This window comes from Amycolatopsis solani (assembly GCF_033441515.1).
GTDB classification, from domain to species: Bacteria; Actinomycetota; Actinomycetes; order Mycobacteriales; family Pseudonocardiaceae; genus Amycolatopsis; species Amycolatopsis solani.
On sequence record NZ_JAWQJT010000002.1, the window covers coordinates 12307 to 24641 of the forward strand.

At 73.1% G+C, this 12335-nt stretch carries 18 protein-coding genes; 5 read left to right on the forward strand and 13 right to left on the reverse strand.

Going from position 1 to position 12335, the window contains the following annotated elements; translation table 11 throughout:
- Positions 1-22: 22 nt before the first annotated feature.
- Complete coding sequence (locus tag SD460_RS20885) at positions 23-907, reverse strand: CE1 family esterase (RefSeq protein ID WP_290056833.1); 885 nt, start codon at positions 905-907, stop codon at positions 23-25.
- Positions 908-985: 78 nt separating this feature from the next.
- Between SD460_RS20885 and SD460_RS20890 the strand changes: the two genes are divergently transcribed.
- On the forward strand, positions 986-1561 hold the full coding sequence (locus tag SD460_RS20890; RefSeq protein WP_290056835.1) for a TetR/AcrR family transcriptional regulator: 576 nt from the start codon (positions 986-988) through the stop codon (positions 1559-1561).
- Between the two features lie 123 nt (positions 1562-1684).
- Here SD460_RS20890 and SD460_RS20895 read toward each other — a convergent pair whose 3' ends face one another.
- Entirely contained in the window at positions 1685-2398 is a 714-nt protein-coding gene (locus tag SD460_RS20895) for an ANTAR domain-containing protein (protein ID WP_290056837.1), read from the reverse strand.
- 100 nt (positions 2399-2498) lie between these two features.
- Positions 2499-4019 carry an FAD-dependent oxidoreductase gene (locus SD460_RS20900; RefSeq protein ID WP_290056838.1) on the reverse strand — a complete coding sequence of 507 codons (1521 nt, stop codon included), beginning with the start codon at positions 4017-4019 and terminating at the stop codon, positions 2499-2501.
- 156 nt (positions 4020-4175) lie between these two features.
- Between SD460_RS20900 and SD460_RS20905 the strand changes: the two genes are divergently transcribed.
- Both SD460_RS20905 and SD460_RS20910 read left to right on the forward strand, forming a co-directional pair.
- Complete coding sequence (locus SD460_RS20905; RefSeq protein ID WP_290056840.1) at positions 4176-4979, forward strand: GAF and ANTAR domain-containing protein; 804 nt, start codon at positions 4176-4178, stop codon at positions 4977-4979.
- Positions 4976-5236, forward strand: a complete 261-nt coding sequence (locus tag SD460_RS20910; RefSeq protein ID WP_290056841.1) for a hypothetical protein — start codon at positions 4976-4978, stop codon at positions 5234-5236. Before SD460_RS20905 ends, SD460_RS20910 begins: the two co-directional genes overlap by 4 nt.
- Positions 5237-5241: 5 nt before the next feature.
- Here the strand turns inward: SD460_RS20910 and SD460_RS20915 are convergent, their stop codons facing one another.
- From SD460_RS20915 to SD460_RS20950, 8 genes are all read right to left on the reverse strand, one after another.
- On the reverse strand, positions 5242-5721 hold the full coding sequence (locus SD460_RS20915) for an ANTAR domain-containing protein (protein ID WP_290056843.1): 480 nt from the start codon (positions 5719-5721) through the stop codon (positions 5242-5244).
- Complete coding sequence (locus SD460_RS20920) at positions 5676-5963, reverse strand: hypothetical protein (RefSeq protein WP_290056844.1); 288 nt, start codon at positions 5961-5963, stop codon at positions 5676-5678. Before SD460_RS20920 ends, SD460_RS20915 begins: the two co-directional genes overlap by 46 nt.
- Before the next feature lie 51 nt (positions 5964-6014).
- The gene (locus SD460_RS20925) at positions 6015-6710 is read right to left on the reverse strand and encodes a GAF and ANTAR domain-containing protein (RefSeq protein ID WP_318306581.1); all 696 of its coding nucleotides are present in this window, start codon (positions 6708-6710) and stop codon (positions 6015-6017) included.
- Positions 6711-6821: 111 nt separating this feature from the next.
- Complete coding sequence (locus tag SD460_RS20930; RefSeq protein ID WP_290056846.1) at positions 6822-6983, reverse strand: hypothetical protein; 162 nt, start codon at positions 6981-6983, stop codon at positions 6822-6824.
- Positions 6984-7056: 73 nt separating this feature from the next.
- Positions 7057-7287, reverse strand: coding sequence for a DUF6480 family protein (locus SD460_RS20935; RefSeq protein ID WP_290056848.1), 231 nt, complete (start codon positions 7285-7287; stop codon positions 7057-7059).
- Positions 7284-7613, reverse strand: a complete 330-nt coding sequence (locus SD460_RS20940; RefSeq protein WP_290056849.1) for a DUF3140 domain-containing protein — start codon at positions 7611-7613, stop codon at positions 7284-7286. The genes SD460_RS20935 and SD460_RS20940 overlap by 4 nt, the downstream gene beginning before the upstream one ends.
- A 272-nt stretch (positions 7614-7885) precedes the next feature.
- Positions 7886-9166 carry a PP2C family protein-serine/threonine phosphatase gene (locus SD460_RS20945; RefSeq protein ID WP_290056850.1) on the reverse strand — a complete coding sequence of 427 codons (1281 nt, stop codon included), beginning with the start codon at positions 9164-9166 and terminating at the stop codon, positions 7886-7888.
- A 77-nt stretch (positions 9167-9243) separates the two neighbouring features.
- Positions 9244-9993 carry a GAF and ANTAR domain-containing protein gene (locus tag SD460_RS20950; protein WP_290056851.1) on the reverse strand — a complete coding sequence of 250 codons (750 nt, stop codon included), beginning with the start codon at positions 9991-9993 and terminating at the stop codon, positions 9244-9246.
- Between the two features lie 102 nt (positions 9994-10095).
- Between SD460_RS20950 and SD460_RS20955 the strand changes: the two genes are divergently transcribed.
- Both SD460_RS20955 and SD460_RS20960 read left to right on the forward strand, forming a co-directional pair.
- Positions 10096-10839 carry an ANTAR domain-containing response regulator gene (locus tag SD460_RS20955; RefSeq protein WP_290056852.1) on the forward strand — a complete coding sequence of 248 codons (744 nt, stop codon included), beginning with the start codon at positions 10096-10098 and terminating at the stop codon, positions 10837-10839.
- 20 nt (positions 10840-10859) lie between these two features.
- A complete protein-coding gene (locus SD460_RS20960; RefSeq protein WP_318306582.1) occupies positions 10860-11474 on the forward strand; it encodes a LysE family translocator in 615 nt (204 codons plus the stop codon).
- 16 nt (positions 11475-11490) lie between these two features.
- On the opposite strand, the gene SD460_RS20965 is transcribed toward SD460_RS20960, so the two are convergent.
- Together SD460_RS20965 and SD460_RS20970 are read right to left on the reverse strand one after the other, a co-directional pair.
- Positions 11491-11913 carry a YkvA family protein gene (locus tag SD460_RS20965; protein WP_290056513.1) on the reverse strand — a complete coding sequence of 141 codons (423 nt, stop codon included), beginning with the start codon at positions 11911-11913 and terminating at the stop codon, positions 11491-11493.
- Positions 11914-12009: 96 nt separating this feature from the next.
- On the reverse strand, positions 12010-12285 hold the full coding sequence (locus tag SD460_RS20970) for an SRPBCC family protein (RefSeq protein WP_290056514.1): 276 nt from the start codon (positions 12283-12285) through the stop codon (positions 12010-12012).
- Between the last annotated feature and the right edge of the window lie 50 nt (positions 12286-12335).

Here is a 12335-nt window from a genome sequence, read left to right on the forward strand (position 1 = left end):
CGAAGAGTCCAGATGGCGCCGGTCACTTCACCGCGGCGGTCACCGGCGGGCCGAAGAAGGTGCCGATCAGGTCGGCGGCGTCGGCTTCCCGGCTGGTCTTGCCCAGTACCGCGGGGTTCTTGGCCGGCCCGGGAACGGTGTGCCCGCCGCCGTGGATGGTGTAGAGCACCACCGGCGGCTTGCCGTCTTCGCGGTAGTCCGAGCGTTCGACCTCGGTGGCGGCGCCGGCCGGGGCCGGTTCGCGCGTGACGACGGGGCCGGCGGTGATGCCGTTGCGTTCGGCGAAGTACCGCGCGGTCCGGGGCGCCGACCAGCTCGTCCCGCCGACCTTGAACAGCCGCCGCTGCCACCAGCTCATGGTGCCGCCGTCGTAGGCGATGATCGGGTCCTTCGTGCCGTGGACGAGCACCACGGGCAGCGGCGCGGGCGGGGTGTCCGTGGCGAGGAAGTTCTCCGGCGCGGGCATGGTGGCGGCGAGCACCGCTGCGCCGGCGAGGAGCCCGGGTGTCTCGTGGGCGAGCCGCATGACCAGCTGGCCGCCGTTGGAGTAGCCGATCGCGTACACCCGGTCCGGGTCGATCCCGCGTTCCCCGGCCAGCTTGGTGATCACCGCCCGGGTGAAGGCGAGGTCGTCGACGCCGTCGCGCCGGGCGGGGAACCAGCTTTCCTTGCGGGCGTCGTTCCAGTTCCCGCGGTGGCCGTCGAGGTAGGCGACGACCGCGGCGCCGGTGGCGGCGAACCGGTCGAAGGCCTGTCCGGTGAACGCGCGGTGCTTGTCGCCGCTCTGGCGGGAACCGTGGAAGACCAGGACGAGCGCGCGGCCGGTCCCGTCGCCGTCGGGGCTGACGGTGGTGAAGGTGCGGGTCGCGCCGGCGACGTCGACGTGGTCGCGAGTGGTGGTCAGCATGGCAGGCCCCTTGAATACGGATGAGCTATCCGTTTCACCGTAGCACAGGTGGATAAGTCATCCGGTTATCCTGTGGGGGTGACCACGACTCCGCTGCGCAAGGACGCCGCCCGCAACTGGGAGCGCATCGTCGCGACCGCCCGCCGCTACGTCGACGAGGGCAGGCCACTGCAGCTCAACGACGTCGCCCGGGCGGCGTCGATCGGGGTGGCCACGGTCTACCGGCACTTCCCGACCCCGGAGGCGCTGCTGGAGACGGTGGCCACCCCGGCGCTGGAGGAGCTGGCCGAGCGCGCCGAGCAGGCGCTGGCCGCACCGGATCCGCGGTCGGCGTTGCGCGAGTTCCTGGCCGCGGGGATCCAGGTGCAGCTGACCGACGCGGCGGTACCGCCGGTGTTCGCCGCCGCCACCGACGCGCTCGCGCGCACCACCGAGCTCAAGCGCGAGCTGAACGCCGGCTTCGGCAGGCTTCTGGCGCGTGCCCAGGCGGCCGGTGCGATCGATCCTGGACTGTCCGAAGTGGACTTGGTGGCCCTGGTGTGCGGGGTCGCCTACGCGGTGAACGTCCACACGGGACTGGACACCACGGACCGCGCCGCCACCGGCCGCCGTTACCTGGACATCCTGCTGGCGGGCCTGCGCCGGCCCGAGTGAGTCCCTGGTGAGGCATCCGCCAGGGGGTTTCACGGGTGCGAGCCGCGGAACGAGTACGACCTGCGGCGGGTCGAGTACCGGCTCAATGCGCTGCCGCAGTTCACGACCGAGAACCAGCCCGGCTCAGCCGCCGGAAATGGTGTCGTCGATGAAGGCCTGGGCGACTTCGTGGAGTTTCGTGTTGGAGTGCTGGGAAAGCTCGACGAGGATTTGGAACGCTTCGTCGGCGCTGCAGCCGCGCTGGCCGATCAGGATGCCTTTGGCCTGCTCGATCCGGCCGCGCGTCTGCAGGGCCTCGCGCAGGTGGCTGTTCTCCTGCAGCACCGCGTCGTGGGCGTCCTGCAGCTGGGCCAGTGCCTGCGCGGCTTCGTACAGCGGACGCCGGTGCGCCGCGTCGGGGTCGACCGGGTCGGTGAGGGCTTCCTGGAGGTGGGTGACGTCTTCGACGTGGTGGAGGATGCCGGCGATCCGGTTGTCCGGGTCGCGCAGCGGCACGTTCACCGGCGCCCACACCTTGTGCACGAACTTCGCGCGGTCGTCCGGCGCCGGGACGTCGTAGCGCTGCAGTCCCATGTAGTGGCGGTGCCCGGCGCGGAGAACGCGCTCCAGCGAGCCGGACAGGTTGGCCACGCCGTCGGCGCCGGGGTCGGCCGGGTTGTCGGGGAACGCGTCGAACAGGTATGTCCCGTGCAGGTCGGCCGCGCTGGTCAGCGTGGCTTGGGCGTACGCCGGGTTCGCGGCGCGGATCCGCAGGTCGGGGTCGAGGATCAGGTAGGGCGCGGGCGCGGCCTGGAACGCCGGATCGGTCCTGAGCCGGTCGAGCGGCGCGCGCTTCATCCTCGTGGTCCTTCCTCGGGCCGAAGGGGTTCAGCCGAGGCGGCCGCGGAGTGCCGCGTCGGCTGGGGGTGTGCTTGCTGACGTGGTTCGCGTGACGATCTTACCCACCCGGTCCGGCACCGAAACCACCACGGCGCAGCGGGCGGACAGCCGGTCCCTGCACGACTTCGCCGTCCACACCGAAGCGCGAACCGTGGCAGGGACAGTCCCACGTCTTCTCGGCGTCGTTGAACGAGACGAGGCAGCCGAGGTGGGTGCAGTGCGCTCCGACGGTGTGCAGCTGCCCGGCTTCGTCGCGGTAGGCGGCGACGAGTTCGCCGCCGGTGCGCACGATCTCGGCGTCACCGGGGCCGAGGTCGTCGAGCTTCGCGGTCCGCCGCAGTGCGGCGACGTGGTCGCCGATCAGGTATTTCGCCACGGTGAGGTTGTCCTCGGCCAGGTCGAGCACCGAACGGGCGTCGAAGCGGTTGGGGTCGTACAGGTCCGCGGCGGGGTGCGGTTCGCCGAGGATCCGCGCGGCGAGGACGTGCCCGGCCACCGTCCCGCCGGTCATGCCCCACTGGCCGAACCCGGTCGCCACCCACAGGTTCCGCGTCCCCGGCAGGTACCGGCCGACGTACGGCAGCTTGTCCACAGTGGACAGGTCGTGCGCGGACCAGCGGTGCGTGACGCGGTGCAGGCCCGCGTGCGCGTCCGCCCAGCCGGCGAGCCGCCGGTACCGGCGTTCGACGTGCACGTGCGCCCCGACGCGGTAGTGCTCGCCGCCGGCGATGACCATCGGCGTGCCGTTCTCGGTGTACCCGCGCACGGAGTGGTGGGTGTCCGCATCGAGGAACATGCCGTCGGGCGAGGCGTTCCCGGCGGCCGGGCCCGCGACGACGAGGTCGCGGACCGGCTCGAGCCGGGCGAAGTACAAGCCGCGGTCGAGCACGGGGTAGTGCGTCGCGACGACGACGTCGCCGGCCACGACGTCGCCGCGCGAGGTGCGCACGGTCCGCCCGTTCAGGCCCGTCGCGCGGGCGTTTTCGACGATGGTGCCGCCGGCCCGCTCGACCTGGCCGGCCAGACCGAGCAGCCAGCGGCGCGGGTGGAAGTGCGCCTGCCCGGTGGTCCGGACGGCGCCGAGGGCCGGCACGTCGAGCGCGACGTCGTCGACGAACGACGCGGGCAGCCCGGCCGCGGCGGCCGCGTCCGCCTCCCGCTTCAGCGAGTCGAGGGTGCGCTGCCGCGTCGTGTAGACGTAGCTGTCCGCCCGGGTGAAGCCGCAGTCGATCGCGAGTTCGGCCGACGTCGCGGCGATCCACTCGAGCGCGTCCGCCTGCGAGTGGGCGTACACCTTGGCCGCCGCCGCGCCGTGCCGGGAGGTCAGCTCCGCGTACTTGGCGCCGTGCTGGGCGCTGACCTTCGCGGTGGTGTGGCCGGACACCCCGGCCGCGACGCGCTCGGCCTCCAGCACGACGACCGAACGGCCCGCGCGCGCCAGCAGCAGCGCGGTGGTGAGCCCGGCGATGCCCGCACCGAGCACCGCGACGTCGGCCTCCGGGGGCACCGGCTCGCCGGTGCGGTCGGGTGCCGGAGCGGTGTCGACCCAGAGCGAAAGCGGCGCGGGCAACGCTGTCATGCGCGGCGGGTGCCCGCTGCCGGGCGGCTGAAACCCCGACCGTCCGGCGCGTCCTCCGTCTCGCGCGGCCGGTTGCTTCACCGCGTACGGTCTTGGTGAGGGACGAGCCCGCGTTCGCGGAACCCCTCGGAGTTCAGCGGAAGGCACGGACCAAGCATGACGACGGACCACGTCCACGACGTGTCGGTGGCCCTGCTCGAGCTCGCGGAATCGTTGCGGGCCGAGCAGCCTCGCGACGAGACGCTCGCGCGGATGGCCGCCCGGAGCGTGACGCTGGTGCCCGGTGCCGACGCCGCGAGCGTCACCTTGTTCGACGGCGGGGTGCCGGCCACCGTCGCGGCGACCGAGCCGGCCGTGCTCGCCCTCGACGAAGCCCAGTACGCCCTCGGCGACGGGCCCTGCATCGAGGCCACGCGCACCGAGACGGTCGTGCGGACCGACCTCGACCAGGCCCGGCGGCGGTGGCCCGTGTTCGCCCGTGCCGCGGCCGGTGCCGGTGTCGAAACGATGCTTTCGTGCCCGCTGTTCGTGCGCGCGGACAACGCCGCCGAGCAGGAGGCCGCGCAGTACCACCACCTGTCGGGCGCGCTCAACGTGTGGAGCCGCCGCCGGGGCTCCTTCGAGCCGGTGCACGCCGCGCTGATCGCCGTGTTCACCACCGCGATGTCGAGCGTGATCCTGACCGCGGCCCGCTGGCGGCACGCCGAGCTCGAAGCCCGGCAGCTGCTCGCCGCCCTGGAGTCACGGGACACGATCGCCACGGCCAAGGGGATCGTGATGGCCCGCCGCGACCTCACCGCCGGCGAGGCGTTCGCCTGGCTCACCGCATTGTCCCAGCGCAGCAACCGGAAGGTTCGCGACATCGCCGCGATCATCCTGGCGAATCCCCATGTCGTCGAACCGCGCGCGAACGAAGGCCGGCGCACGGCCGCGACCGACCGGGGGCTGCCGAGCCCATGACCGCTCCCGCGCCGGGTTCCGGCTCGCGGCCGGAAGAGGCCGCGCGCCGGCTGCTCGCGCGGACCGAGCTTCGTGCCGCGGCGAACGAGGCCGTCGGCATCCTCCAGGTCTGGTACGCCTGCCGTCGGGAGCAGGCGCGTGACGAGCTCGACGTCACCGGCACCGCCGCGGGTCAGGAAGTCGAAGCACGCCGGATCATCGCGGTGGTGGACGCCGCCGCGAACGGCCGGGCCGACCCCGACGCGGGGTGGGACTGAGAGGGTCAGGCCCCGAGGGCTGTCCGCAGGTCGAGGGCGCGGTCGGTCACCGCCTGGGCGACCTCGCGCAAACTCCGGCCGGAGTGGGTGCTGTAGGCGAACAACCGGGCCCGCGCGACGTCCGGGGCGATGTCCAGCGAGGCGGCGACCACGCCGACCGCTTGACCGACGTGCACGCGGTCGTTCAACGTCGTCAGCGTGTGCTCGGCCAGCCGCGCCAGGCGCCGCTGATCACGCTCCTGGGTGAGCCCGAGCATCGCCAGGTCGGCGAGGGCCTGACCTTGCCGCAGCCGCCGGACCGAAAGCTCCACCGGCCGGTCGTAGAACACGTTGAGCCCGCCGACCGCGTGGTCGACCAGCGACATCGGGAACGCGTAGACCGCCCGGTAGCCCGCGGCCGTCGCGGTGGCGGCGAACTCGGGCCACCGCCGCTCCCGGGTCAGATCGGTGCTGCGGACGACGGTGTTGTCCTCGATGCAGTCCACGCACGAGCCCTCACCGCCCTGGGCCTGCAGGAGCTCGAGGAACCGGACCGTTTCGTCCGAGGCCGAAGCACGCCGACCCCGCCCCGCGGGTCGGTCACGAGCACGCCGGTCGCGGTCGCCTCCAGCACCGTGCCGTACGCCTGCGTCACCGCGCGCAGCACCGTCAGCCCGTCGTGGTGGGCGGCCAGCAGCGCGGTGATTTCGGTGACGGCGTCGCTGAAGTGATCCGTCGGAGTGCTCACGCCGCCAGCATACGGCCACCTCACGACCCCGGCCCGGCGGTCACGCACGGCTCAGTCCGGCGGTGCGTCGAGGCGGAGCTGCCGCAGCACGATCGCCCGCGCGACCTCGGTCAGCGGCAGGTGGTTGCTGAAGGCGTGCGCCCGGAGCCGCAGCAGCGCGTCCTCCAGGCTCACCCGCAGCTCGGTCGCCAGCATTCCGGTGGCGACGTTGACGTCGTCGTAGTAACCCTCGTGCGCCTCGGCCGACGCCGGTTCGGCGCCGGAGCTGTCGGTGAGCAGCGCGGTCGTCGCCAGGTCCGCCAGTACCAGCGCGTCGGCCAGCTCGTCGGCGCTCAGTTCGCCGGTCTGCCGCCGGTAGAGGCTCAGCGTCCCGAGCCGGATCGCACCGGCCTGCATCGGGAACGCGAAAGCCGCCGCGACGCCGCTCGGGAGCGCGCTGTCGGTCAGTCCCGGCCACCGGTCGTGGTCCGCCCGCAGGTCTTCGACCAGCACCGGGCCGCCGGTTTCGAACGCCTCGACGCCGGGGCCTTCACCGACGGTGTACTGCAGTTCCTCGAGCGCGGCCGTCCAGTCGTCGCTCGCCGCGGCCAGGTCCTGCACCCGGGACGCGGTCCGCACCGTGATCGCGGCGCCTTCCACCCCGAGCTCCGCCACCACGAGGGCGACGACGACGCCGGCCCAGCCACTCCCGCCGGGCGCACGCTCGCTGAGCAGCCGCCACAGCCGCTCACGGCGCCGACCGTCCACCGCCCGCTACCTCCGCGCATCCGGCGGCCGCGAGTGCGAAGGCCGCTCCGGTGCCCATCATCGCGCAAGCGCCGCGGAGATGCCGCATCGTGCGGGGGCGCGCCCGGTGCGTCAGCCGGACTGGGGGTCGCTGTCGTCGTGCTCGTCGCCGCCGGACGTGCCCTGTTCGCCGCGGAGGGTTTCGCGCTGCGCTTCCGGCGTGTCGCCATGCGGGTCGTCGTGCTCTTCGGCGGCGGGTTTCGTCGGATTCTGCGTACGGTCGTCGGACGTCATGCCAATGCTCCTTCGCTGGTCGTTTCCGGCCCGGATACCCGGCCGGCCGCGGTTGAACCCGGGCGTTCGCTCCTCAGAGCAGGTCGAGTCCGCGGAGCACGAAGAACGCCGCGGTCCCGAGAACGAGCACGGCGACGACGACCAGCGTGACGATGGCCGGTGCCCGCGACGGGATCGGCTGCGGGTGCGACAGGCCCGAGGTCTGGCCGGCGTCCGGCGGGGTGTCCCCGGGCGTGACCGAGCCACCGGCTTCGAGGCCGGGCGCGTCTTCGGGCTCCGGGCCGGGCGCCGTGGACCCGGTCACGACGTGGCCCGGACGGGGTCGTGACCCCAGTTCATCAGCGAGTAGCGCCAGGTCGTCTCGCGCACGTCGCCGTCGGGGCGCTGGGCCAGGTGGCGGTGGATGTAGCCCACCACCTTGCGCATGTGACCGTAGTCGTCGTCATCCAGGTCGGCCTTCTTCTTGCGGAGGATGGCGACGATGTGCCGGCCCGACTGGTGCCCGACCGATTCGGCCTGCTTGTGCTGTCCGGAACGTTTCGACTCGTCGGTGTCCAGCCACTCGTCCAGCTGCTTCGCGGTCATGTTCACGCACGCGCCGAATTCGGTGCGGGTTTGGTCGTCGTCCATGGTCAGGGGGTACCCCGGCAGCGGAGTTCAACCACCGATCAGCTCGGGGGGAGTCCAGCGGGTGCGGGTTTCGGGCACCGGCCTGGCCGACGACCCTCGGGGCTGGGTGCGCCCGGCTGGCCGAGGCCGGTCCGCGGGGAGGCTGAGCTGGTGCTCGGCTCCGGTGCCCGTTCGGCTCGGCCGCGGACAGCATCCTGGCCGCCCGCAGGGGCACCGGCGACCCGCCACCGGAGCTGGTGGGCCTGGTCGCGTCCGGCGGTGGGCCGCCGCGTTCAACCATCGATCAGTTCGGGGGGAGTCCAACGGGTGACCACGACGGCGACGTCGCCGGGGAGTTGTCCGCCGTGGTGGTCGGTCAGCGCGGCGACGATCCGGCGGGCGATCTCCGGGGCCGGCAGCCCCGAATGGCGCCGGAGCGCGGCGGCGATGTCCGCGCGGCCGAACCGTTCCCCGTGCTCGTTCGCGGTGTCGAGCGCGCCGCGGGAGCAGAGGGCGAACAGGTCGCCGGGGCGCAGCCGCTTCGGGTCCGGCTCGCCGCAGCGGATGAACGCCGGTGCCCCGGTGCCGGTCGTCAGGCAGTGGAGGTCGCCCGTGTGCAGGTCGAGTTCGGCCACCGTGGCGGCCGCGGCCGGACGTGCTTCGAGCGACTGGCAGACCGCCGCGTGCTGGGCGTCGAGGGTGCCGCCGTCCCGCCGGGCGGCGCGGTAGGCCGACAGCGCGGAGACCACCACGAGGCTGGCCGCGGCGTCGCGCGGGCCGGCGTCGACCAGGGCCAGCCAGGCCCGGTGTTCGGAGAGGGCGTAGTCGAACCCGGTGGCGCACAGGTCGTAGGCGGGCTGCACGCTCGCGCCGACGACGACGGCACCGGTCGCTCCGGTCAGGGGAGGCAAGGCCTGCCACAGCAGTTCGGCGGGCGAGGCGCGGTGGCGTCGCCGCCGGTGGACGTCGAGGCCGTCGCCGTACTGCGTCACGATGGTCACCAGGTGGCCGAGCAGGGTCGCGAGCCAGTGGCTTTGCTGCCGCAGCACCGGATCGTCCGGGTCGGTGCCGTCGAGGGGTTCGATCTCGAGGACGCCGAGCCGTTCGACGCCGTCGAGCAGCACCGTCCAGAGCACGGGCCGGCCGTCGTCACGGGTGACGGCCGAGCCCACCCGGCGGAAGACGTCGCCGGCCACGGTCGTCGCGATGTCGAGGGTTTCGGAGCCGGCCGGGGGCAGGGGCACCAGCAGCCGCTGCTCGTAGTCGGCCAGGTAGACGCCGATGCGCACGTCGAGCGCGCGAGCGGCGGCGGCGACGGCGGTGGGGAGCCGCTCCGGTGGTGCCCGGTGGGTGCCTTCGAGCAGTTCGACCAGCCCGCGAAGCGGGCCGTGCAACGGCTTTTCCGGCACCAGCCTGCTGTACGGCGCCTTGGGTGGTCCGTGGAGTTCGTCCAGCCGCTCGTTCACGGCGTGCGCGAGCATGTCCCGGTCGGCCCGGGGCAAGGGAGTCAGCCCGTGGAGGTAGGCGTCCACTTCGAGGAGGCTTTGGCTGCCGCCGAGCGCGAAGTAGCGCATCCAAAGCTGCTCGAGCGTCAGCTCGCTCCGCGCGAAACAGGCAGCGAGTTGTGCTTGCTGCTCTTGGGGATTCGGGTTCACGCGCGGGATGCCTCCGTTCCCCGGCCCGCCGCGAGGATGGCGGTGGCGGTTTCCGCGGCGGTGCGGCCGTCGGCCTGGGCGAGCGACAGCAGCCTTTCCCCCGCGGCCTCTTCGTCGATGCCTTGACTAGCCATCAGGAAACCCCGCGCCATCGCGATCGTGTCGCGGCCGCGCAGGGCGTCCCGGAAGCGCTCGCTCAGGACTTTCGCGCCGTCGTTCGTCAGCGCCTGGGCGACGAGGGCCGCGGCGCCGGCCGCGAGCCTTCCCAGCGCGTGCTCGTCTGAGGGCCCGAAGGCGCCGGGTGTGCCGCTGTACACCTTGATGGCGCCGAGACAGCCGGTTCCGGACCGCAGCGGGACGGACAGCACGGACCGGAGGCCCGACTCGGCGGCCGCGGCGGACCAGCGCGGCCAGCGCCGGTCCGCCGCGGTGTCGTCGATCCGCATCGGCGTGACGTCCCGCAGCGCGGCCAGGCACGGCCCTTCCCGGAGCGTGTACTGCAGCTCGTCGGCGGACCGCACGGCCTCGCCGGAGGCGGCTGTCGTCGCCGGCGAGCCGTCTTCGCCGAACAGGGTGACCCCGGCACCCACGGCGGCGGGTGTGGACGTCACCGCCAGCACGACGATGAGCTCGAGCAGCGAATCCACGGTTTCCCGGGACAGCAGGAGTCCCGACATGCGCGCCACCACGGCAGCGACTTCACGGTCGAGCGGCAGTTCGCCCGGCCCGGCGTTCCCCGGCGTCATGGCAGCGGAATACCAACCGCCGGCACCCGGCAAACCTGCCGGGACATGACCGGGGGCCGTTTCGGGTACCCCGGAACCACCTGGCCACCAGAAAGGACGCCCATGGAAAATCCGGAGCCGTCGACCGCGGCGTTGCCCCTGCTCGACGACGTGACGGGCGCGCTCGAGGCGCTGAGCGCGGCGCTGCGCGACGAGGACGACTTCCGCGTCGTCGTGCAGCACGTCTGCCGCCAGGTCGCGCAGGCCGTTCCCGGCGTCGACGAGACGAGCGTGACGCTGTCGCAAGGCGGCCGGGCGCGCACCACGGCGTCGACCAGCGAGCGCGTCACGAGCCTCGACGAAGACCAGTACCGGCTCGACGACGGCCCGTGCCTGGAGGCGATGCGCTCCGGAAAGCTCGTCCGCACCACCGTGGCCGACGCGGCGGAGCGGTGGCCCGACTTCACGCGAGGGGCCCAGGAAGCCGGTTTCGGCAGCTTCCTGGCCGCGCCGCTGGTCGCCGACGAGGTGTATTCGGGAGCGATCAACTGCTACGGCGAGCAGGACGACGGCTTCGCGGAGGTCGACGCGCAGGTCCTGGAGCTGTACACGTCGGCCGTCGAGGCGGTGTTGCGCGTCTACCACCGGTACGTGGAAGCCCGCGACACCGCCGACCACCTCCGGACGGCGCTGACCTCCCGGTCGGTCATCGACCAGGCCAAGGGCATGCTGATGGCGATCCGGCAGATCGACGCCGAAGCCGCGTTCGCGCTGCTGGTCGAGCAGTCGCAGCAGGAGAACGTGAAGCTGCGCGAGGTGGCCGAGCGCTTCGTGGCTCGCGTGACCGGCCCGGCCGCGACACCGTGAGCACTAACTGGGGTGCCGGGGTGCTGCCGCTGTTCGCGGGGGTCGTCATGGTGGCCTACGTCGTGCCCGGCCCGGACTGGATGGTGGTCCTGCGCGCTTCCGCGCGAGCCCGCCGCTTCGGGTTCCTCGCCGCGGCGGGGGTGCAGTGCGGGTTGTGCGTGCACATGGCGGCCGCGGCGCTGGGGGTGTCCACCGCGCTGCTGCACAGCCCGCTCGCCTTCACCGCCCTCAAGCTCTTCGGTGCCGCCTACCTGGTGTTCCTCGGCTCGCAGGCGCTGTGGCAGTCGTGGCGGCGGCGTCGCGTCGAGCCGCCGCCCGGGGAGCCGGGCACCGAGCTCCGCCCGGGCCGGGTGTTCCGGCAGGCTTTCCTGTCCAACGTGCTCAACCCGAAGGCGGCGCTGTTCTTCGTCAGCGTCCTGCCGCAGTTCCTCGACCCCGCGGGCCCGGCCGCCGTGCAGGTGCTCGTCCTCGGCAGCCTCGACATCGGGCTGGGTGTGGCGTGGTGGGCGTTGTTCGTGCTGCTCACCTCGCGGCTGTCCGGCCTGATGCGCCGAAGCGGGCCGCGCCAGGCCCTCGACCGGGTGACCGGCACCGCGCTCGTCGGCCTCGGCGTCACGCTGGTCGCCACCGGCTGAACCGGCGCGCCTTCGATCACCTCGCCGATGTCCGGATGCCGGTGAGGCGGGCCACCGCGGCGAAGCCGTCGTCGGTGCCGGGCCAGTGGGCTCGCACGGCGTCGATCCCGGCGCGGCGGACGACGCCGCGCAGGACCGCGGTGACGACGATGGCGTCGTCGGCGTACCCGAGCACGGGGATGAAGTCCGGGATGAGGTCGATGGGCAGCGCGAGGTAGGCCAGCAGCAGGCCGAGCCGGATCCGGACGCCGCGCGGCAGGGTCTTGTCGGCGGCCAGGCGGCGGATCAGCCGCAGGACGTCGGGCAGCAGCCGCAACGCCTCGCGCAGCAGACCGCCGCGCGGCCAGACGAGCAGGAGCGCGACGACCAGCGCGAGCCAGGCCAGCACGAGCGCAGCGGCGACGCCGATGAGCAGGTCCCACCAGAACGAGCCGGTCACCGGTTTTCCACCGCGCGCGGCAGCCACACCGATTGCGGCAGGTAGCGCGCGATGCTCACACCGCCAGGTTACGCCCGCGGCATCGGCCCCGGTTCGCTAGGACGGCGTGCCGAGGATCCGCTTGAGGCTCTTCTCGGTGTCCGCGCCGACCTTCTCGAACACGGCCTTGGCCAGCGGTGCCGCGAGCTTCGCGGCGCCGTGGAACTCGATCGTGGCGTGGTAGGTGAGGCTGGTGCCCCCGCCGTCCGCGGTCAGGGTGATGTCGTCGGTCGACGTCGCGGTGTCGTTGCGGCCGACGAACACCACCCGGCCGGGCTCGAGGCGGGTCAGTTCGTAGGTCAGCTCGGTCTCGACGCCGGCGATCTTGGACACGTTGCGCCAGCGCGAGCCGACGGCGATCGGGCCGCTCGCAGGACCGCGTG